Here is a 19,235-nt window from a genome sequence, read left to right as displayed (position 1 = left end):
GGGGGGCGCTGCGCCCTGGGAGGCTCAGCTGGTGCGGCCCCTGCCGTCGAACTCCTTCATGCGGTCGAGCACGCCGTCCGCCGTGGGCCGGAGCATCTCGTCGACGATCCGGCCGTCCGCGAGGAAGATCACGCGGTCCGCGTAGGAGGCGGCCACCGGGTCGTGGGTCACCATCACCACGGTCTGCCCCAACTCCCGTACGGAGTGGCGCAGGAAGCCCAGCACCTCGGCGCCCGAGCGCGAGTCCAGGTTTCCGGTCGGCTCGTCACCGAAGACGATCTCGGGGCGGGAGGCCAGCGCGCGGGCCACGGCGACACGCTGCTGCTGGCCGCCGGACAACTGCGCGGGCCGGTGATCCAGCCGATCGGACAGGCCCACCATGTCGATGACCTTGCGCAGCCACTCCTGGTCGGGCTTGCGGCCCGCGATGTCCATGGGCAGCGTGATGTTCTCCAGGGCCGTCAGGGTCGGCAGCAGGTTGAACGCCTGGAAGATGAAACCGATCTTGTCCCGCCGCAGAAGCGTGAGCTGCTTGTCCTTGAGCGAGCCCAACTCGGTGTCACCGATGCGGACCGAGCCGCCGCTGAAGGTGTCGAGGCCGGCCACGCAGTGCATCAGCGTCGACTTGCCCGAGCCCGACGGCCCCATGATCGCGGTGTACTCGCCCTGGTGGAAGTTCACGGTGACGTGATCCAGGGCGATCACCCGGGTCTCGCCCTGTCCGTACACCTTGGACAGATCCGCGGCGCGTGCGGCCACCGCGGTGGCGCGGCGAGCGGCGGGTGTGGTGATCACGAGGGGACTCCTGTCGGGAACTGGTCTTCGAGGACCCGTCCATCGTCCGCGCCCGTGACCCGCGGGGCGTCCCTCCACATGCCCGTTTCCGGGGACGGCCGAAAGTGCGAGCGGGGGCCGGCCCGTCCCCCGGAAGTATGACGAGGCCCCTCCTCAAGAAGGGGCCAGGACCTGAGATACGACGTTGTCTGGACGCTACTCGTCGGCGAGCGTGAGGTCAGGAACCCGCCAGGCCGCGAGCGCGAAGGCGGCCAGGGACACCGCGGCGCCGGTGAGGAAGACGATGCGCATCGAGGTGACGTAGCCCTCCAGGAACGGCAGTGCCGCGCTCGGGTCGAGGGTGCGCAGGAAGGCGGAGTCCTCCAGGTTGACGCCGCCGCCGGGGCGGAGGACGCCCGTCAGGGCGTGCGCGTTGTCGGGCTGGGCAAGAAGGTGGCGGTAGGCCGGGTCGTGGCGGGCCTCGGCCAGTCGGTCAGCGATGCTGCCGGCCGCCGTGGTGAACAGGATCGACAGGAACGCCGCGGTGCCGACCGTGCCGCCGTTGGAGCGGAAGAAGTTGACGGACGCCGTCGCCGCGCCCATGTCCGTACGGGGCACCTCGCACTGCGCGAGCGTGGTGAGCGTCTGCATCGACGCACCGAGTCCCGCGCCCATCAGGGCCATGCCGAGCGCCGGATGCCACAGCGGGCTGTCCACGCGCAGCGTGGCGAACACGAGCATCGCGGCGGTGAAGGAGCCGACACCGGCGACGAGATGGACCTTGAACCGGCCGGTCCGGGCGATCATCCGGCCCGTCAGCAGCGTCACCGCGAGGTTCGCGGCGACCGTGGGCAGCGTGGCCAGGCCCGCCGCGATGGGGCTCATGCCGCGCACGAGCTGGAGATAGAGCGGCAGCGTCGTCATCGCGCCGAACATGCCGATGCCGACGACGAAGTGCAGCCCGACGCCCAGCCGGAAGGTCCGGATGCGGAACAGGCGAGGCGGCAGCAGCGCGGCGTCGCCCGACCGCCGCTCGACCACGACGAACACCGCAAGTCCTGCCACGCCGATCGCGTACATCAACAGGGCCCGGGGCGAGTCCCACCCCCAGACGCGGCCCTGTTCGGCGACCGTCAGCAGCGGCACCAGTCCCACGGCCAGAGCGAGCGCCCCGGCGTGGTCGAGCCGGTGCCGCACCCGCCGGTGCGGGAAGCGCAGCACGCGCATGATCGCCACCGCGGCCGCGGCGGCGAGCGGCACGTTGATCAGGAAGATCCACCGCCAGCCGGCTGTGCCGAGCAGGTCGGCCCGGTCCGCGAACGCGCCGCCCACCAGCGGGCCGACGATGCTGGCGCCGCCGAACACGGCCATGAAGTAACCCTGGTAGCGGCCCCTTTCGCGTGGGGTGGTGATGTCGGCGACGATCGTCATCGCCAGCGACATCAGACCGCCGCCGCCGAGACCCTGCACGGCGCGGAACGCCGCGAGTTGATAGATCGACGTGGCGCATCCGCACAGCAGCGAGCCGACGGTGAACAGGGCGATCGCGGCCAGGTAGACGGGCCTGCGGCCGTGGATGTCGGAGAGCTTGCCGTACAGCGGCGTCGCGATGGTGGCGGTGATGAGATACGCGGTGGTCACCCACGCCTGGGCGGTCAGCCCGTGCAGGTCGTCGGCGATGGTCCGCAGCGCGGACGAGACCACCGTCTGGTCCAGCGCCCCCAGGAACATGCCGAGCACCAGCCCGGACATGACGGTGGTGATCTGCCGGTGACTGAGCCTCGGGGGCATGTCCCCGGCCGCGCCCTGTTCTTGGGTGTCGGAGAAGGTCACGTGTCGTCCTCGGGGGTGGGGGCGGGTACGGCTCGCGGGCGCGGGCCACCCCGGAGCTCCGGAGCGGCCCGCGCCGGGGGGCCGGGGGACTAGGGCCTGTTGCGAAAGTGCCGCCTGCCGCGCGGCGTCCGGCACGCCCTCTCGCCGCACCGGCCGAAAGCCCGAGTACGCCCAGTACGAGGGCTTCCGGCCGGCACGCCGAGAGCACGCACCGGACGCCGCGCGGCCGCCCTGCGGGCGACGACGCCACTTTCGCAACAGGCCCTAGCCGGCGATACCGGCGATGCCGGCCAGGTCACCGACCGCCTGCCCGACCTCCGGCAGCGTCAGCATCGCCAGCTGGGCCGACCGGGCCCGCGCCCGGGGCTCGGGATCGGCGAGGAGTTTGCGGCACACGTCGGCGATGCCGGCCGCGCTGCGGTCCGCGATGTGACGGCCCAGGCCCAGCTCCTCCACGCGCTCCGCGTTGGCGGGCTGGTCCCCGAAGTGCGGCAGGACCGCGAGCGGCGTGCCGGTGCGCATGGCCTCGCGGATGCTGTTGAAGCCGCCGTGGGTGACGAACAGGTCGACCGACTCCAGCAGCAGCGGCTGCGGCACCCGCTCGGTGACGTGGACGTGCCCGGGCAGCCCCTCGGTGTCCACCGGCACCCCGGACGTCGACACGACCACCGTGCAGTCGTCCAGCTCGGCCGCCGCCCCCACGATCGCGCGCAGGCTCTCGGCGCTGTCCGGCAGTTGCACGGGCGGAGGTGTTTCCCGGTCCGCCATGCGCGCACGGATCCCCGGCAGGGCGGTACCGATCGCGGCGTACACCAGCGGCCGGTCCGTGGGCAGTCCGGCGGCCCACTGAGGCAGCACCCCGCCGCGCTCGACGTCCACCGTCTGCCGGTATGCCCACGTCCTGGGCAGGTGCCGGGCGAAGGAGAAGGCGGGCGGCACGTAGTCGACCCGGCCGTGCGGTACGACGGACAGCGGGTCGTCCCGCACGGGAAGTCCCAGCTCCTCGCGCCGCTCGTTCAGCTGCGGCAGCACCTCGGCGGGGTCCAGGACGTTGCTGAACCCGGAAGGCGTCGGCAGCTGCGGCACGCCGAGCAGTTCGGCGGTGAGGACCGCGCCCATGTCCATGCCGTCCCGAAGGATCACATCGGGCCGGAAGTCCCGGGCGATGGGGAGCAGGACGTCCAGGTGCGGCTTGACTCCCGACCCGGCCAAGTGGCGCATCAGCAGCCGGGTCAGCGCCGCCGTCGGGTCCGTCAGGTCGGGGGTGTCGCCGAGCTCGGCGAGGTACGGGCCCATCGCGGCGAGCGGATCGAACTCCGGTAAGGCGGCGTTCACTTGTACGTCGTCGTCACGGAAGACGGGGACGAGGGCCTCGGTGGTGACCACCAGCACCTGATGCCCGGCCTCGGCGAGGGCGCGCAGCAGGGGCAGCTGAGCACGCCCGTGGGAGGGACTCCCGAGCGTGGTGCACAGAACCCGCATGGGTGAGCCTTTCTCTTGGGATTCTTCTTCGGAGGGAAGAAAGGAAGGTGGGGAGGGGGAGTCGGGGGAGCACAGGTGTCACGCCACCCGCGTCGGTGCCTCCGCGCGTCCGATGCCGTGCCAGCTCAGCCCGGCCCGCGCGAGCCGGTCCGCGTCCAGCAGGTTGCGGAAGTCGTGGACCTCCCGGCCGGCCATGCGAGCGGCGATCGCCGCCCAGTCGAGGTCGCGCAGCTGTGGCCACTCGGTGAGGACGAGACAAGCCGCCGCCCCCTCCGCCGCCCGCACCGGGTCGTCGGCGAGGTCGACCAGATCACTCAGGTCGGGCCGCTCCTCGCGCAACGCCGGGTCGTACGCCGTGAGTTCGGCGCCGCGCTCGCGCAGCAGCCGGGCGACGGAGAGCGCGGGGGAGTCGCGCAGGTCGGAGGTGCCGGCCTTGAAGGTCAGGCCGTACAGGGCCAGCCGTACGCCGTGCAGCGAGCCGTCCGTGCCGCGTCCGCACGCGGCGGCGACACGTTCGACGAGCTGCTGCTGGTGGGTGACGTTGGTCTCGATGGTGGCGCGCAGCAGGGGGAAGTCGACGCCGGCCAGTTCGCACACGGTCAGCAGGGCGTGCGTGTCCTTGGGAAGACAGGAGCCGCCCCAGCCGGGCCCGGGCCGCAGGAACGCGGAGCCGATGCGCGGGTCCCGGCCGATGCCCTCGGTGACATCGTTGATGTCGGCGCCGAAGCGTTCGCAGACGGTGGCGAGGTTGTTGGCGAAGGACAGCTTCATCGCGAGGAAGAAGTTCGCCGCGTACTTGGTCAGTTCGGCGCTGGCGGCGTCGGTGAGCACCAGCGGCGCGTCCAGTCCGGCGTACAGGTCGGCCACGCGCCGGGAGGCGTCCCGGTCGGCGGCGCCGATGACGATCCGGTCGGGGTGCAGGAAGTCGTGGACGGCGCGGCCCTCGCGCAGGAACTCCGGGTTGCTCACCACGGCCACGTCGTCCCGGTCGAGCAGCGCGGCGACGCGCTCGCACGTCCCGACGGGCACCGTCGACTTGTTGACGACGACACAGCCGGGCGGCAGCACGTCGCGGATCTGCGCGGCGACGGCCTCCACGGCGGCGAGATCGGCCGCGCCGCCCGCCCCCATGGGCGTGGGCAGGCACAGGAACACCACCTCGGCCTCGGCGACGGCGGCCGCGGTGTCGCCGGTGAAGTCGAGCCGGGCCGCGTCCAGGGCGTCCCGGACGGTCTCGGGCAGATCGGGCTCCAGGATGTCCACCCGGGCCTCGCGCAGCCGCTCGACCTTGTGCGGGTCGGCGTCCGCGCACACCACACGGTGCCCGAGAGAGGCCAGGCAGGCGCCGGTTGTCAGTCCGACGTAGCCGGTTCCGATCACGGCGACGCGTCGAGCAGGCACAGAAGATCACCTTTTCCGGTCGGTGGGGGGCGCCCGCTTGCGACGGTCGAGGGGTGCGCGAGGGCGCGCTCGATCGCGTCGTGCGGGCGGACCTGGAAGGGCCGACTCCGTCGTACGGCCCGGGCAGAGCCAGGACTCAAGTCACCAGTCGTTGACGTGAGTCAGGTATCGCATGCGGCGAGAATGTAAGTCAACGACTGATGACATCGATCGGTGACTTTGAGACAGTCGCCACAGACTGGAACATGGGCGGATGGCGGAAACGCCGAGGACCACGGAGGTGCGGTACGTGACCGGAGTACACAACGGCGAGGCGGCCGAGGAGGTGGCCCGTCGGCCCGCCCGCAAACGCTCGGCCTCGGCGACGCGTACCGCGCTGCGGGCCGCCGCGTCCTTCCGATTCGGCAAGTACGGCTACGAGGGCACCAGCGTGCGCGACATCGCGGGCGACGTGGGCGTGGACGCCGCCCTCGTCTACCGCTACTTCGGCTCGAAAGAAGCGCTGTTCAACGACGTTTCGAGCTCCGGCAAGATGTTCGAGCCACTGCTGAACGAGCCGGTCGAGGCGATACCCGACTGGTTCTGCGCGCTGCTCATGGGGCAGCCGAAGGAGGGTGACTTCCCGCATCCGGTGCTCTCCGTGCTGCGGTCCTCCGGCCGGGACGAGGCTGTGGCGCGGCTGCGCGCGGACTTCACGGAGGTGTTCTCCAAGCGCCTGGCCGCCCGCCTCGACGGCCCCGACGCCGACCTGCGGGCGGAGCTCCTTGCGGCCTGGATGCTCGGCACCAGCCTGATGCGCACGGAGATCCGCCCACCCGCCCTGGTCTCGGCGCCGGACGCCACGCTGGAGCGGTACCTGCGCGCGGGCATCGAGGTCCTGCTGGGGCCGGCGCCGGCGCCGGAAGACGGCGAAGGGGCGACCGGGGGCGAGGACGAGGAGCGTGCCGTCGACGACGACTGACGGTGCTGCAACCTGTCAGGCAGAAGGGCGGGCGACGACTTTGATGTTGAACGTATGAGAACCCAGACCGCCCGCGATGCCCATGAAAAGCAGGGCGAAATGCTCCTGCCCGCGTGCTGTGCCGATGCCGCCGATGTCGAGCTGGGACGACGGGGGCCAGCCGAGATCGGTGAGCAGTCGGCCGGTGGTCCGCTTGGCTTCGGCGTCGTCGCCGGAGAGGAAGACGGTGCTCGGGCCGTCCAGATCGCCCGGGGCTACCATCACCGTGGAGTCCATGGTGCACAGCGTCTTCACGACGGGGGTCAGGGGAAAGGCTTCCTGGATCTGTTCCCCAAGGCTGCTGTTGGGGTGCGAGAGCTCGGTGAAGTCGTCGGAGAGACCGACCCCGACATCGATCAGCAGGGTGCCGGCCAGTGCCGGTGCCCCGATGGAGTGCAGGAGTTCCACGGAGACGGTCCCCGGGGTGGCGTTGACGAGTACTTCCGCATGGGCGGCTGTGTCGTCGAGGCTCGCCACGGGGAGGCCGAGGCCACCCCGTTCCTCAGGTCGGCGTGAGCCGAGGAGTACGTCGTGCCCTGCGGCGCTCCAGCCGTGGGCCAGTGCTCGGGCGACGTTGCCGGTGCCAAGTAGTCCTAAGCGCATGGGTGGGACGCTAGCTGCTGTCCGGGGGCCGGCGAATCGGACCGCGGGCCGAGTGGGCGGGGCACCAAAGACCTAAGCAGTTCGTTTGGATCAGTAGGTCGTTGGTCCCGGTGTGCCGTCGACGGCAGCTGGGAGCGGGTGCCGATCGTGGAGCACGGAGGCGAGGGCCTACTCGCCTCCGTCGAGGGGCTGCGGTTCGTGGGCCGAAGCGGACCATCAACGCTGGTCCATCGCCGAAGTACTACCACTTCAAACGGGGCAGCGGATGGAGATGCCCGGCGAGGGCACCGGCGGGTACGGGCCGCTGGAGCCGCTGGCCTGCAACAAGGTGAACCCGAACAAAGTGGTGACGCGCTGGCCGGACATGCTCCGGGTGGTCGGCTCCCTGGCCACCGGGCAGTGCGGGCGGATCGCCAAGACCCTGCACCTGCTGCGCGTGGTCGACCCGGTCGACGACACCTGCCGGCGGAAGGTGAACCGGCAGCTCTGGTGCTGAATGCCGCCGTGCTGTGGACGACCCGCTATCTGGACGCCGCCGTCGAGGAGTTGCGGGCGGCCGATGAGGGCGAGTGCGACGTCCTGGAGGAATGACAGCAGCCAACGGGTTCAGCAGGCGGCCCGGTCAGCCGTACATCGCCACGCGGTAAAGAGTCGCAAGCGCGTCGTCGATGGGATGGGGCTGCGGCTTGCCGGAGGAGTCGAGTCTGTTCCACCTCTGCAGGTTCACCGCGACGGACATCTGCCGCTTGCCGTCGGCACGGGTCATGGCCAGGGCTCCACCACCCCAGACCGTGCCGCCGTGGCCCCAGAAGGTGCCCTGACCGGGACCCTCCATCGGGTGCAGACCGAGGCCGTAGTCGATCGTCTTTCCCTCTTGGGAGACGACCGGGACGGTGCGTCGCATCTGCGCCAGCGACGACGGACTGACGACCTCTCCGGCCAGCAGCATGCCGAAGAAGCGGTTGAGGTCCGTGACGGTCGATATCAGCGAGGCTGACGGCCCCACCCATGACATGTCGTAGACGCTGTAGTCACGCGGCGGGTCGATCATGCCGAACCACGCCTCGTAGAGCTGCGAGTGCGGCCCGTTGACGTGCGGTCCGGCGGGGAGTTCGGTGTCCCGGAGCCCGGCGAGCTCGATGACGTTCCGGGTGATGTACCGCTCGGCCGTAGTGCCGGTCACCTGTTCCAGGAGTTTGCCGAGGAGCAGGTAGTTGGCTTGAGGGAGGGGTAGGCGTACGGGAGATACTCGGCGAGGCCGCTGGTGTGGTTGATCAGCATCCGGACCGTGATCGCGTCACCGCGTGCTCCGGGAACCAGCTTTGGAAGGTACCGGCCGATCGGTGTGTCGAGACCGATCTGGCCGGGGAGCCATCCGCAGGGCCGTCGTCGACCTCATGCCCGAGCACACCACGGCTGACCGCGAAGGCACCCAGCCCCGGAGCTGCCGGTCACTCTCGACATACCGGGCAAGGTCGCCGACTTCCTCCGCACGACCGAGCTGGACGACGTCGAACGGGCTGCGCCCGACCAGGGCGTGACCGTACGACGCGGCCAGGGCTACACGCTGCGCGTCACCGCCGCGCCCCCGGTCCACCGCCAACTCCTCGCCCGCTGCCGACCCCTCGACGGCACTCATGGGCCATGATCACGCCGAGAGGAACGGCTCCGTCAAATGCGGCGTCGCCAGGTGCAGCGTGGTGGCGGTTTCGCGGCCGAGCATGCGCTCCCTCGAGTGCCTGGCCGCCTCAGGGTCGACCTCGTGCGCGTAGGCGAGCTCGGGGTGGAGGAGCTGGAGCGCGTGCACCAGGAGGTCGCCGGTGACGAGCGCCAGCTCGCGCCCGTCGGCGACCAGCACGCTCTGGTGTCCGGGCGTATGACCGGGCGTGGCTACCGCGCGCCCGGCGCGCAGCGGCGTGTCCCCGTCGAGGAGCCGGAGCCGGCCGGCGGCCGCGAGCGGGTCGGTGAGGGTCTCGCGAAGCTGCGGGTTGAGCGTGTCGAGGGCGTCGAACTCGGCCCGCTGGAGCAGGTATTCGGCGTTCGGGAAATAAGGGCGGCGGCCGCTGGTCGCGCCGCCGGTCGAAGCGTTGCCGTCCACCGCGCCGCCCGCTGACGGGACGGCCGCCTCGGTCACGACCGCCCACCCGACGTGGTCGGTGTGCAGATGTGTGAGCACCACGGTGTCGACTTCGGCCGGGTCGATGCCCGCGGCGGCGAGCGACTCGGGGAGCGCACCGGGCACGGGCGCCCACGAGGCGGCCGGGCTGTCCGCCGGACCGATCCCGGCGTCCACGACGGTGAGGCCCTTGTCGCCGCGGATCGCGTACGCGCGGAACTGGAGCCGCCAGCGGCCCTCGGCGTCGACCGCGCCCGGGTCGTAGCGGTCGGCCTCGGCCCACTGAGCGGCGTGGCCTCGGGGAAGGCCTCGGCACGCGCGGAGAAGAACGGGCCCTCGCCGTCGGCGAGGGCGATGATCTCGGTCGAGCCGATCCAGAGGCGGGGAACGATGAGGGACATGGCCGCGATCCTGCCACGCATTCCACGCGGGCGGTGACTCGCCTCGTGCCGTGATGATCTCGATGTGGGGCGAGGTGATCTCTCAGATGAACAGTGGGCAGTACTGGGGTCGTTGCTGCCTGTTGCGCTGTTGGGTGGGCCGTCGGTGTGTCGAAGGCGCCTACCGCCACCTGATCGCCGACCGCCTCGACATCACCGGCGCGCGTTGGGGGCTCGACGGCGCCGAAACCGCGGTTCGATTGGTCCCCGGGGTCGGTCATGACCCGTCTGAGTGTCCCCCGGCCACGGGGACGGCCCCGCACCAGGACGGACGTAGTCCTGGCCGACGAAGCGGGGCGCACGCGGCGCGACGAGCTTCACCGCCGACGGGGCGAGCGACTGCGCCGCTCGGCGGGTCGACGTGGTCGATCTGGTCGGCGCGGACATCCCCGCCCGTCTGCACCGAGCCGTCACCGCCGCCGCCTTCGCCGTCGCCACCCGGGGGCGACCGGGAGGGCCTTCCGACGCCGGACGAACTCGGCCTGTCCGACCAGCCGGACGGCACCACCAGCCGCATCAGTGGCCGACTCTTCGAATTGCGCGACGCCACCGGGCCGGTCCAACTCGGCGGACCGGGTGTGCCATTGGGGGCTGTCGCGCCGGTGAGCGACCGGCCGGATACCTGGATCGCCGCCGCGGGCACGGGGATCGCGCTGTTCTTGGCCGACGGCGCACTCGCACCGGAGTGGCTGGGGCGCCCCGAGGGCCGCACCCCGCTCCCCAGCCGGATGAACGACGGCGTCGCGGACCTCGGCGGCCGTTTCTGGGCAGGTCTGCCTGTGGGTCGCGATGTGGGGCGTCGGCACGGTCCGCCGGCACACCTCGACGGCCGTCTGCTCCACACCACAGAGAGTTCGACCGCGGCCCCGGCGTCGCGCCGGACGTAACGAGGGCAACTGGATAGGGTAATCCGATTGCTACAGTGGCCGGTATGACCCCTGGCGCCCAGAACCCCGACGGTCCAGCAGCACAGCCGCTGCGCAAGGACGCCGAGCGCAACCGGGAGCGGATCATCGCCGCCGCGCGGACGGTCTTCGCCCGGGACGGTCTCAACGCCTCCATGGCGTCCGTGGCACGCGAGGCAGGCGTGGGGATCGCCACCATGTTCCGCCGCTTCCCGACGAAGGAAGAGCTGGTTGACGCGGTCTTCTCGGACCGCATGGACGCCTACGCCGACGCGGTCGCGACCGCCCTGGAGGACCCGGACCCCTGGCGCGGTTTCGTCGGCTACATCGAGACCGCCTGCGCGATGCAGGCCGCCGACTACGGCTTCGCCGACGTCCTGACCATGACCTTCCCCACCGCCAAGGCCCTGGAGCGGCGCCGCAACGAGGCGTACGAGGCCATGGTTCGGCTCATCGACCGGGCCAAGGCCTCAGGCCGGCTGCGTGAGGACTTCGACCCCTCGGACCTGGTGCTGATCCACATGGCCAACGCCGGTGTCGTCAACGCCACCGGCGACGCCGCCCCCGACGCCTGGCGACGCGTCGTCGCCCTGATGATCCAGTCGCTGGAGGCCCCGGCCCGCGGCCCCCTGCCCGACCTGCCCGAGCACGACGCCCTCTACAAGGCGATGCTCCGCGCCGGCCCGGGAGGCCCCACGGCGCCGGCACCCGACAAGAGGAGCTGACACACACGCCGGTCCGCTTACTGCGTGGCGGAGCCCGCTCCATGCGTGGCGGCCCAGGTGGTGAGCAGGTGCACGCTCTCCGCGGAGGGCGAGCCGGGCTCGGCGGTGTAGATGATGAGGGTGAGTCCGGGTTCGGCGGTGATGCCCAGGGCTTCCCAGACGAGGGTGAGGTCGCCGACGACGGGGTGGTGGAACTGTTTCGTGCCGGTGCCGTGGCGGGTGACGTTGTGAGCGCCCCAGCGGGAGCGGAACGCGTCGCTGCGGGTGGACAGTTCGCCGACGAGGTCGTGCAGGTCCTTGTCGTGGGGATTGCGGCCGGCCTCGGTGCGCAGGACGTCGACGGTCATGTCGGCGGCGAGCTCCCAGTTGGCGTAGAAGCGCTGGGCGGCGGGGTCGAGGAACTGGTAGCGGGCGAGGTTCGGCGGCTGGGAGTGGTGGCTGCTGTAGATGTCGCTGAAGAAGGCGCGGGCGAGCTGGTTGGTGGCGAGCAGATCCAGACGGCCGTTGGCGACGAACGCGGCCCCGGTGGTGATGGCGTCCAGGGTCCATTGCAGGCTCTTGTGCAGGGTGCGCCGCCTGCCGGAGCGGGGCCGGGGGCGGGCGAGGGTGTCGGAGCCCTCGGCGGCCTGGGCCAGATGGAGCAGGTGGGCGCGCTCCGCGTCGTCGAGCTGGAGGGCGCGGGCGACGGCTTCGAGCACGGCGGGTGAGACGCCCGCGAGGTTGCCGCGTTCGAGTTTGGCGTAGTACTCGACGCTGACGTCGGCCAGGGCCGCGACCTCGCTGCGGCGCAGTCCGGGGACGCGGCGCCGGGTGCCGGCCGGCAGTGCGGCCTGCGCGGGGGTGATCTTGGCTCGCCGCGAGGTGAGGAACTCGCGGACTTCGTCACGGTTGTCCACAGCACGACCGTACGGCCGAGTCCGGCGGCTCGGGGTGTACTGCCAGTACACCCATCATCAGTAACTCGCTGTCCGTGCCATGGGCTGGTTCTCTGGATGTCGTGGCGCTTTCCGCTCCGCCGTCACCGGTGGCGCGGCCTGATCACAAGCGCCTCGGGCGGTGAGGTGACCCGCCCGGCAGGACTAGGGCCTGTCGTTTGGATCACGCCGCAGACGCGGGGTCTGGCACGCACCTCTGCGGCGTTGTCGTCGGTTGCCGACTCCCCCAAGCTCTCGACTTCGATCGAGCAAGATCGCGTCGACGCCCTCCTCCGCCTTGCAGAGGCACGCACCAGACCCCGCTCGCCGGCACCGAGCAGAACAGTCGCTTCCCTGCGACCTGATCCAAACGACAGACCCTAGGCGCTGCGGGCGTCGGCACACAGCAGCGAAGGCAAGGAGACGCAGTCATGCGTGGAGTAGTCATGTACACGGCCGGTGATGTCCGGGTGGAGGAGCGTGCGGACCCGAAGATCGTCGAGCCCACCGACGCGATCGTCCGGCTGACCGCGACCTGTATCTGCGGGTCGGACCTGTGGCCCTACCGCGGGGTCGAGCCCGCCGACCACACGGCCATGGGCCACGAGTACGTGGGCGTGGTCGAGGAAGTCGGCGACGACGTGCGCAGCGTGGAGGTGGGCGACTTCGTCGTCGGGTCGTTCGTGATCTCCGACGACACCTGTGAGATCTGCCGTGCGGGCTACCAGTCCGGCTGTGTGCACCGGGAGTTCGTGGCGCGGACGGTCGGCACCCAGGCCGAGAAGGCCCGCATCCCCCACGCCGACGGCACTCTCGTCGCCACGCCGGGGCAGCCGGACGAGGACCTGATCCCGTCGCTGCTCGCCGCCTCCGACGTGCTCGGCACCGGCTGGTACGGGGCCGTCGCGGCGGAGGCAGGCCCCGGCAAGACGGTCGCGGTCGTCGGCGACGGCGCGGTCGGCCTGATGGCCGTCCTCGCCGCCAAGTAACTGGGCGCCGAGCGCATCATCGCGATGTCCCGCCACCCCGAGCGGCAGGAGCTGGCGCGCTTCTACGGCGCGACCGACATCGTCGCCGAGCGCGGCGACGCGGGCGTGGCCAGGATCAAGGAGCTCACGGGCGGGCTCGGCGCGCACTCGGTGGTCGAGGCCGTCGGCACCCAGGAGTCGACGATGCAGGCCATCAACTCCACCCGCCCCGGTGGGCACATGGGCTTCGTCGGCGTCAACTACGACGTCGCGATCCAGGGCATCGACCTGTTCTTCGCCGGCATCCACACCGAGGGCGGCCCCGCCCCGGTACGCCGCTTCCTGCCCGACCTGATCCGGCTCATCTGGGACCGCAAGATCGACCCCGGCAAGGTCTTCGACCTCACCCTGCCGCTGGAGGAGGCCGCGGAGGGTTACAGGGCCATGGACGAGCGGCGCGCCACCAAGGTGCTCCTGACGCTCTGATGGGAGATGACTGACATGGCATTGGTTCTGGTGACCGGAGCGGCCGGCGGGCTCGGACGCAACACGGCGGACGCGCTGGCCGGCGAGGGACACGACGTGGTCGTCCACGTCCGCAACCCGGCCCGGCTCGCCGGCGCGGACGACACCGCCCGGTGGAAAGGCGTCATCACCGGGGACCTCGCCGAGCCGGCCGAGATCCGCGATGTCGCCCGGCAGGCCGCCGGGTTCGGCCGCTTCGACGCCGTCATCCACAACGCCGGTGTCATGCACCGCCCGGAGGATGTCACCGTCAACACCGTCGCGCCCTACGTGCTGACGGCCCTGATGGACAAGCCGGCCAGGCTCATCTACCTCAGCAGCTCCATGCACCGAACGGGCTCCACCGACCTGCGACGGCCGGCCGTCGGATCCGCCTCCTACGACGACACCAAACTGTGGGTCACCACCCTCGCGCTCGCGTTCGCCTCCCGCTGGGAAGGAACCTCCAGCCACGCGGTCGACCCCGGGTGGGTCCCCACCCGTATGGGCGGGCGCGGCGCACCGGACGACCTGACCGCCGGCCACGAGACGCAGGCATGGCTCGCCACCCACCCCGACGTGACCCCGGCCACCGGCGGCTACTGGTACCACCGGCAGACCCGGACACCCCACCCCGCCTCGCGGGACGAACGGTTCCAGGCTCAGCTCGTCCAAGCCCTGGAGAGGCACACGGGCGTCGCGCTCGACTGACCCTGCTACCCCTTCCTCGCCGCCCCGCCCTGTGGTGTGCCGTCCGCCGATGTGACCGTCGCGGCGGTGGTGCGGCCGTCCGGGGTGATCCGCAGGACGGGGATCGCCTTGTCCTTGGTGGCGCCGTCGTTTCCGAGGGCGATCCAGCCGCTCGCGCCCGGCAGCGGACCCTCCTGCCGCAGCCGGGACAGCGTCCGGTGGACGTCGGTGACCGTCGGATCCGGCACCGCGGGGGTCACCCGGACCGCCCGGACCGCGGTGAGCAGGGCGTCGTGCATCATGACGGCCCTGCCGTCCTCCAGGTCGCTGTGCGGGAACGTGCCGTCGCGGAAGGGCGCGACGAGTTTCGCGTCGAAGGCGTCCGGTGCCGCGTCCCACGCTCCGGGGTGGGCGAGGCCGGTGTGGAGCAGGCCGATGCGGCCCTTGCCGAGCACGTCGGTCAGTTCCTGCGCGTCGAAGCCCGTCGTGTCTCTGATCATCATGGTGTCGTCGCCCGACATCACGGTGATCCGGTGGTCTCGGCAGCGGCGCGCGGCGAGGACGGTCAGGAGTTGCGGCAGCGTGGTGCCGCGGCCCCCGAAGTAGACGACGTCGGGCTTCACTTCGCACACGTCCGCCAGTGCGGCGCGAAAGCGGTCAGACCGGGCCGTGACGAGTCGTCCTCGGTTTCCGCCTTCGGGCCTACGGCCTCCCTCATCACAGGTGACACAGCGCGGGCGCTGACACGCGGGGCGAGGCGCCGACCCCGGGTTTCCGGATCGGCGCCTCGCGTTCGGCAGGGGGCTACTTCGCCGCCAGCGGCGTGACGGCGACCCGGTCGATCACCGGCGCGTACGGGGACCGCTGGTCGTACTGGTTGTACGTGTCGCCGTCGAAGTCCGGCAGTTCCTCCGCCGTGAAGGTGAGCCGGTTCGTGCCCTTTTCGAGGGTGACCGGGACGGTCAGGTCCCAGAAGTTGTTGAAGTGGAAGGTGGTCGGGAACAGCACCCGGCGCGCCGGTCCGCCGTTGACGGAGAGGTCGGCGTGGCGGGCGATCGGGTCGGGGTTGTAGTGGGTGGCCGGGGCCTGCTCGGCGTTGGAGTAGCGGATGGTCAGCGCGTGCCGCCCGGCCCTGGCGGCCACGACCTCGACGGTGAGGGCGTTGGCCTTTCCGTCGCCGATGTCCGTGACGGCCTTGCCGTTCGTGGCGAAGGTGTAGGCGTCGGTGACCTTCGCCGCCCCGGTGAGCGTGCCGTTCTCGGCCTGGTACACGGTGGGCACCAAAGCGCCCTTCGACGGGGCGACCCGCAGCCGGTCGAGGACCAGCTCGCGTCCCGTACCGGTGACGGTGATCTTGTTGATGCCACCGGACAGGAACAGCCGGACCGTGTCCGTGCCCTTCTTGGCGCCGCCGGCCTTCGGCAGGTCGAGCTTCTCGCCGTTGAGTGCCAGGCTCGCGTGGCCGCCGCCCAAGTGGTCGACCGACACGGTCGATTCACCGTCGGCGGGGGAGTGGACCCAGAAGGTCGCGGAGGCACCCTTCGGCAGCGGAACCGCGCCCGGTCCCGAGGCACTGCCGTACGTGTAGCGCGGCTCGGTACCGGTGAGGGTGGCGTACTCGGCCTCGTAGATCGCCGGGGCGGTCACCTTCTCGTCGCGCAGGGACAGATCGATCTTGTCGATGATCGCGTCACCCTTGGTGACCCCGAGGTCGGCGTCCTGCGCGGCCAGGGTGATCCGGTGCTTGCCGGCCGTCAGTTTCACCGTCGTGTCGGTGTGGCCCCACACGACCCACTTGTAGCCGAGCGGCAGGCGCAGCTCCTGCGGGTCCTTGCCGTCGACCCGCAGGAAGACGTTGGTCGGGCCCTGTTCCTTCACCAGGCCGTACAGGTTGTAGGAGTTGGCGAAGACGCTCAGGTCGTACGTGCCGTCCCGCGGGACCTCGACGTCGAAGGCGAGGACCCCGTCGGAGCCGGTGCGCAGACCGCCCACGTTGTAGGCGCCCGACGTGGCGAACTTGCCGACGTCGGAGGGCGTGCCCTCGGGGCCGTTCCTGGAGTAGCCCTTACCGGTGTAGGTGGCGTTCTCCGCCTCGTACGTCTTGCGCCAGCTCACGGAAGGTGCGGCCGGTTTCCCGCCGTTGCCGCCGGGGGAGAGGATGACCTGGTAGGCGGACATCTCGTTCATGCCGGTCATCGGCAGAGTGACCGAGCCGTCCGCGCCGACGGTCAGTTCCTGGTCCGCGAGCCGCAACGGCTGTGCCGAGTCGCCGACCTGACCGCTCCAGGGGATCTCCTGGACGGTGGCGCGCACGGTCTTCCCGAACAGCTTCGGGTCGACGTGGTCGAAGACGATGTCGGCGTCGCCGCTCTTGCCGCCGAAGAGGGCCCGGGACTGCTTCTTGTCCTGGTCGAGGGTCGCCACGCCCTGGAGTGTGTACTGCTGGTTGGGGTGCGGGGCGGTCACCTTCACGGTGTGGCCGGACATCTGCCCGTAGGCGTTGAACAGCCACCACTGGCCGTTGCCCTTGTTGGCCTCCACGGCCGAGTCGTTGAGGTTGCCGTCGATGTTCCAGTACGCCAGGTCGGCGTCGATCTTCGACTCCTCGATGGCGGAGACCCACTGGACGACCTGGCCGGGCACGGACAGGTGGTAGTTGTGCCCGTACTCGTTGACGTTGATCGGCAGCGGGCCGATCCCGACTTCCTTCTCCATCTGCCGGTACTTCGCCACGTTCGTGCGGACCGCGGCGGGCGACGACAGCTCGTGCCAGGTCATCACGTCCGGCACCACGTCGTTGGCCTTGGCATACTGCAGGAAGCCCTTGACCTGGCTGTAGAGGACGCTGGTGTTGGGGCCGGCGATGCGGGCGTCCGGGTCGAGGTCCTTGATGAGGTGGTAGACCTCCTTCCAGGCCGCGAAGTAGTGCTGGGGGTCCTTCAGCCAGGAGACCTTGTTGTAGCTCCACTCGCCGGTCCCGAACATGTTCCCTTCGGGCTCGTTGAAGGGCACGTAGACGACGTTGTCCTTGTACTCGCCCATGGTCAGGACCTGCTGGACCTGCTTCTTGATCTTCTTCTTGAAGTCGGCGAGCCGCGCCGGACCGTCCGCGCCCGGCCACTGGTACGGAAAGCCGCGGTAGATGTCCGTCATGTAGATGTAGACGTCCTTGCCGCCGGAGTCCACGAACGGCGGCAGCATCTCCAGGGCGTCCGCTCCCGGGTGCTGCGGACCGTCCTGCGCCTTCGTCGACACCGTGCGCAGATGCATGCCCTCGATGAGGTTGCGGCTCGGCACGCCGTCGCCGTACACGCCGTACAGCGAGCCGGAGGCGCCGCCGTGGAAGGCGCCGGTGTCGGTGGCGAGGTCGATGACGAGCCGTTCTCGCTCCGCGGCCCCGGCGGTTCCCGCGGAAGGGCCGGCCAGGAGGGTGGCGAGGGCGGCCGTCGCCGCGGCTGTGGCCACAGTCGTTCTACTTCGTCGCACTGAGGTCTCCGTGGTTTCCGTACTGCTCGGACGCTGAATCGGGCACTGAAGGAGGCGAACCGGTTCGACTCATCGCATGGAAATGGGGTGCGACCCGTCCGCCGTCCCTTGTGGCGCGCAGAGACCGCCGCTCGTCGAACCGGTTCGCAGGAAGTTAGCACCGGCGAAATCCCCCAGCAATACCCCTGCCGCGGCACAAGAAGTGCTGCGCGAGGTGTTGACAGCCGCCCGGGCAGTTCTTAGCTTCACTTCACGCGAACCGGTTCGACAATCGCCGGTTCGACAGCCCACGCAAGGAGTTCTTCGTGAACATCGGTGAGATCGCCCGGCGGGCCGGTGTCTCGCGGAGCACCGTGTCGTACGCGCTGAGCGGCAAGCGTCCGGTGTCGGACGAGACACGCCGGAAGATCCAGGAGGTCATCGACGAGCTGGGCTACCGGCCCAACGCCAGCGCACGCGCCCTGGCCAACGGCCGGACCAGCACGATCGGCCTGGTCTTCCCGCCGGCCGGGAACCACTACACCGGCATGCAGCTGGACTTCATCGGCAGTGTCGTCGAAGCCGCCGCGGCCCACGACTACGACGTGCTGCTGTCGCCGAGCGGCGTGGACAGCGACCGCTCCTTCCAGCGGCTGCTGGGCGAGCGGCGGGTCGACGGCGCGATCCTGATGGAGATCAGACTGGAGGACGACCGGGTCGATCACCTGGCCGCCCTGGACTTCCCCTCCGTGGCCATCGGCCGCACCGCGCATCCGGAGCGCGGCTGGTGGGTCGGCCTGGACCACACCGCGCTGGCGGCAGCTTGCGTCCACCACCTCGCCGACCTCGGCCACCGTCGGGTCGCCTTCGTCAACCGGCCGGAGCAGCTCCTGCGGGCGGGGTACGAGTCCGCGCACCGGGGACTGGACGGCTTCACCAAGGCCGCGGCCGAGCGCGGGCTGACCGTGCGCACGTACTGCTGCGGGGACGACGCCGCGTCCGGCCAGGCGTGTCTGGAGCGGATCCTGCACGACGATCCGGCGACCACGGCCCTGGTCACGCTGAACGAGGCCGCCCTGGGCGGCCTCTACCGAGGGCTCGCCCAGGCGGGCCGCCATGTGCCGCGTGACTTCTCCGTCACCGGAGTCGTGGCCGGCCGGTGGGCGGAGACGGTGACCCCGCAGCTCACCGCGGCGGACGTACCCGCCGAGGAGATGGGCCGCCGCGCCGTCGACCTGCTCATCGAACGGCTCGACCATCCCGACGCGCCGCCTCGGCACCACCTTCTCGCACCGCCCATCTCGCTGCGGGCGAGCACCGGGCCCGCCGGCCCTACGTCCCCCGCCTGACCCTCGAACCCTCCTCCGACTCTCCTCACTTCACCAGGCAAGCCGCCGCCGTTCGGCGTGCCCGCA

General features: G+C 70.9%; 12 protein-coding genes and 4 pseudogenes. 6 read left to right on the top strand and 10 right to left on the bottom strand.

All coding sequences use genetic code 11. The annotated features are described in order from the left end of the window. Positions 1-24 precede the first annotated feature (24 nt). The 4 genes from ACIBNA_RS21565 to ACIBNA_RS21550 all read right to left on the bottom strand — a co-directional run bounded on the left by ACIBNA_RS21565 (position 25) and on the right by ACIBNA_RS21550 (position 5,490). Positions 25-795 (bottom strand): ABC transporter ATP-binding protein, encoded by a 771-nt coding sequence (locus ACIBNA_RS21565; protein ID WP_399166767.1) that lies wholly within the window; start codon positions 793-795, stop codon positions 25-27. Positions 796-990: 195 nt separating this feature from the next. Next, positions 991-2,607, bottom strand: a complete 1,617-nt coding sequence (locus ACIBNA_RS21560; protein WP_399166766.1) for an MDR family MFS transporter — start codon at positions 2,605-2,607, stop codon at positions 991-993. Between the two features lie 264 nt (positions 2,608-2,871). After that, positions 2,872-4,089, bottom strand: coding sequence for a glycosyltransferase (locus ACIBNA_RS21555; RefSeq protein ID WP_399166765.1), 1,218 nt, complete (start codon positions 4,087-4,089; stop codon positions 2,872-2,874). Between the two features lie 78 nt (positions 4,090-4,167). Next, positions 4,168-5,490 (bottom strand): UDP-glucose dehydrogenase family protein, encoded by a 1,323-nt coding sequence (locus ACIBNA_RS21550; RefSeq protein WP_399166764.1) that lies wholly within the window; start codon positions 5,488-5,490, stop codon positions 4,168-4,170. 289 nt (positions 5,491-5,779) lie between these two features. On the opposite strand from ACIBNA_RS21550, the gene ACIBNA_RS21545 reads away from it, so the two are divergent. Further along, positions 5,780-6,451 (top strand): TetR family transcriptional regulator, encoded by a 672-nt coding sequence (locus tag ACIBNA_RS21545; RefSeq protein ID WP_399166763.1) that lies wholly within the window; start codon positions 5,780-5,782, stop codon positions 6,449-6,451. Positions 6,452-6,466: 15 nt separating this feature from the next. Here ACIBNA_RS21545 and ACIBNA_RS21540 read toward each other — a convergent pair whose 3' ends face one another. After that, positions 6,467-7,093 carry an NADPH-dependent F420 reductase gene (locus ACIBNA_RS21540; RefSeq protein ID WP_399166762.1) on the bottom strand — a complete coding sequence of 209 codons (627 nt, stop codon included), beginning with the start codon at positions 7,091-7,093 and terminating at the stop codon, positions 6,467-6,469. 138 nt (positions 7,094-7,231) lie between these two features. Between ACIBNA_RS21540 and ACIBNA_RS21535 the strand changes: the two are divergent. Then, positions 7,232-7,648 (top strand): annotated as a pseudogene (locus tag ACIBNA_RS21535) (hypothetical protein); the annotation flags it as partial. A gap of 67 nt (positions 7,649-7,715) precedes the next feature. Here the strand turns inward: ACIBNA_RS21535 and ACIBNA_RS21530 are convergent. Further along, a pseudogene (locus tag ACIBNA_RS21530) lies at positions 7,716-8,458 on the bottom strand (serine hydrolase domain-containing protein); the annotation flags it as partial. Between the two features lie 283 nt (positions 8,459-8,741). Next, positions 8,742-9,610 (bottom strand): annotated as a pseudogene (locus tag ACIBNA_RS21525) (MBL fold metallo-hydrolase). Between the two features lie 970 nt (positions 9,611-10,580). Between ACIBNA_RS21525 and ACIBNA_RS21520 the strand changes: the two are divergent. Then, positions 10,581-11,279 (top strand): TetR/AcrR family transcriptional regulator, encoded by a 699-nt coding sequence (locus tag ACIBNA_RS21520; protein WP_399166761.1) that lies wholly within the window; start codon positions 10,581-10,583, stop codon positions 11,277-11,279. Positions 11,280-11,296: 17 nt separating this feature from the next. On the opposite strand, the gene ACIBNA_RS21515 is transcribed toward ACIBNA_RS21520, so the two are convergent. Further along, positions 11,297-12,175 carry a helix-turn-helix transcriptional regulator gene (locus tag ACIBNA_RS21515; protein ID WP_399166760.1) on the bottom strand — a complete coding sequence of 293 codons (879 nt, stop codon included), beginning with the start codon at positions 12,173-12,175 and terminating at the stop codon, positions 11,297-11,299. Between the two features lie 449 nt (positions 12,176-12,624). On the opposite strand from ACIBNA_RS21515, the pseudogene ACIBNA_RS21510 reads away from it, so the two are divergent. Then, positions 12,625-13,647, top strand: a pseudogene (locus ACIBNA_RS21510) (zinc-dependent alcohol dehydrogenase family protein). 15 nt (positions 13,648-13,662) lie between these two features. Next, positions 13,663-14,376, top strand: coding sequence for an SDR family NAD(P)-dependent oxidoreductase (locus ACIBNA_RS21505; protein WP_399166759.1), 714 nt, complete (start codon positions 13,663-13,665; stop codon positions 14,374-14,376). 5 nt (positions 14,377-14,381) lie between these two features. Here ACIBNA_RS21505 and ACIBNA_RS21500 read toward each other — a convergent pair whose 3' ends face one another. Beyond that, on the bottom strand, positions 14,382-14,987 hold the full coding sequence (locus ACIBNA_RS21500) for a hypothetical protein (RefSeq protein WP_399166758.1): 606 nt from the start codon (positions 14,985-14,987) through the stop codon (positions 14,382-14,384). Between the two features lie 172 nt (positions 14,988-15,159). After that, entirely contained in the window at positions 15,160-17,820 is a 2,661-nt protein-coding gene (locus ACIBNA_RS21495; RefSeq protein WP_399166757.1) for a cellulosome protein, read from the bottom strand. A 326-nt stretch (positions 17,821-18,146) separates the two neighbouring features. Here ACIBNA_RS21495 and ACIBNA_RS21490 point away from each other — a divergent pair, with 326 nt between their 5' ends. Next, on the top strand, positions 18,147-19,169 hold the full coding sequence (locus ACIBNA_RS21490; RefSeq protein ID WP_399166756.1) for a LacI family DNA-binding transcriptional regulator: 1,023 nt from the start codon (positions 18,147-18,149) through the stop codon (positions 19,167-19,169). The last annotated feature ends 66 nt before the right edge of the window (positions 19,170-19,235 follow it).

Origin of the sequence: Streptomyces sp. NPDC050164 (assembly GCF_044459945.1) — a bacterium.
Classification (GTDB): domain Bacteria; phylum Actinomycetota; class Actinomycetes; order Streptomycetales; family Streptomycetaceae; genus Streptomyces; species Streptomyces coeruleorubidus_A.
Note: the sequence above shows the minus strand (reverse complement) of the source record. Positions and strands in the feature narration are given on the sequence as shown.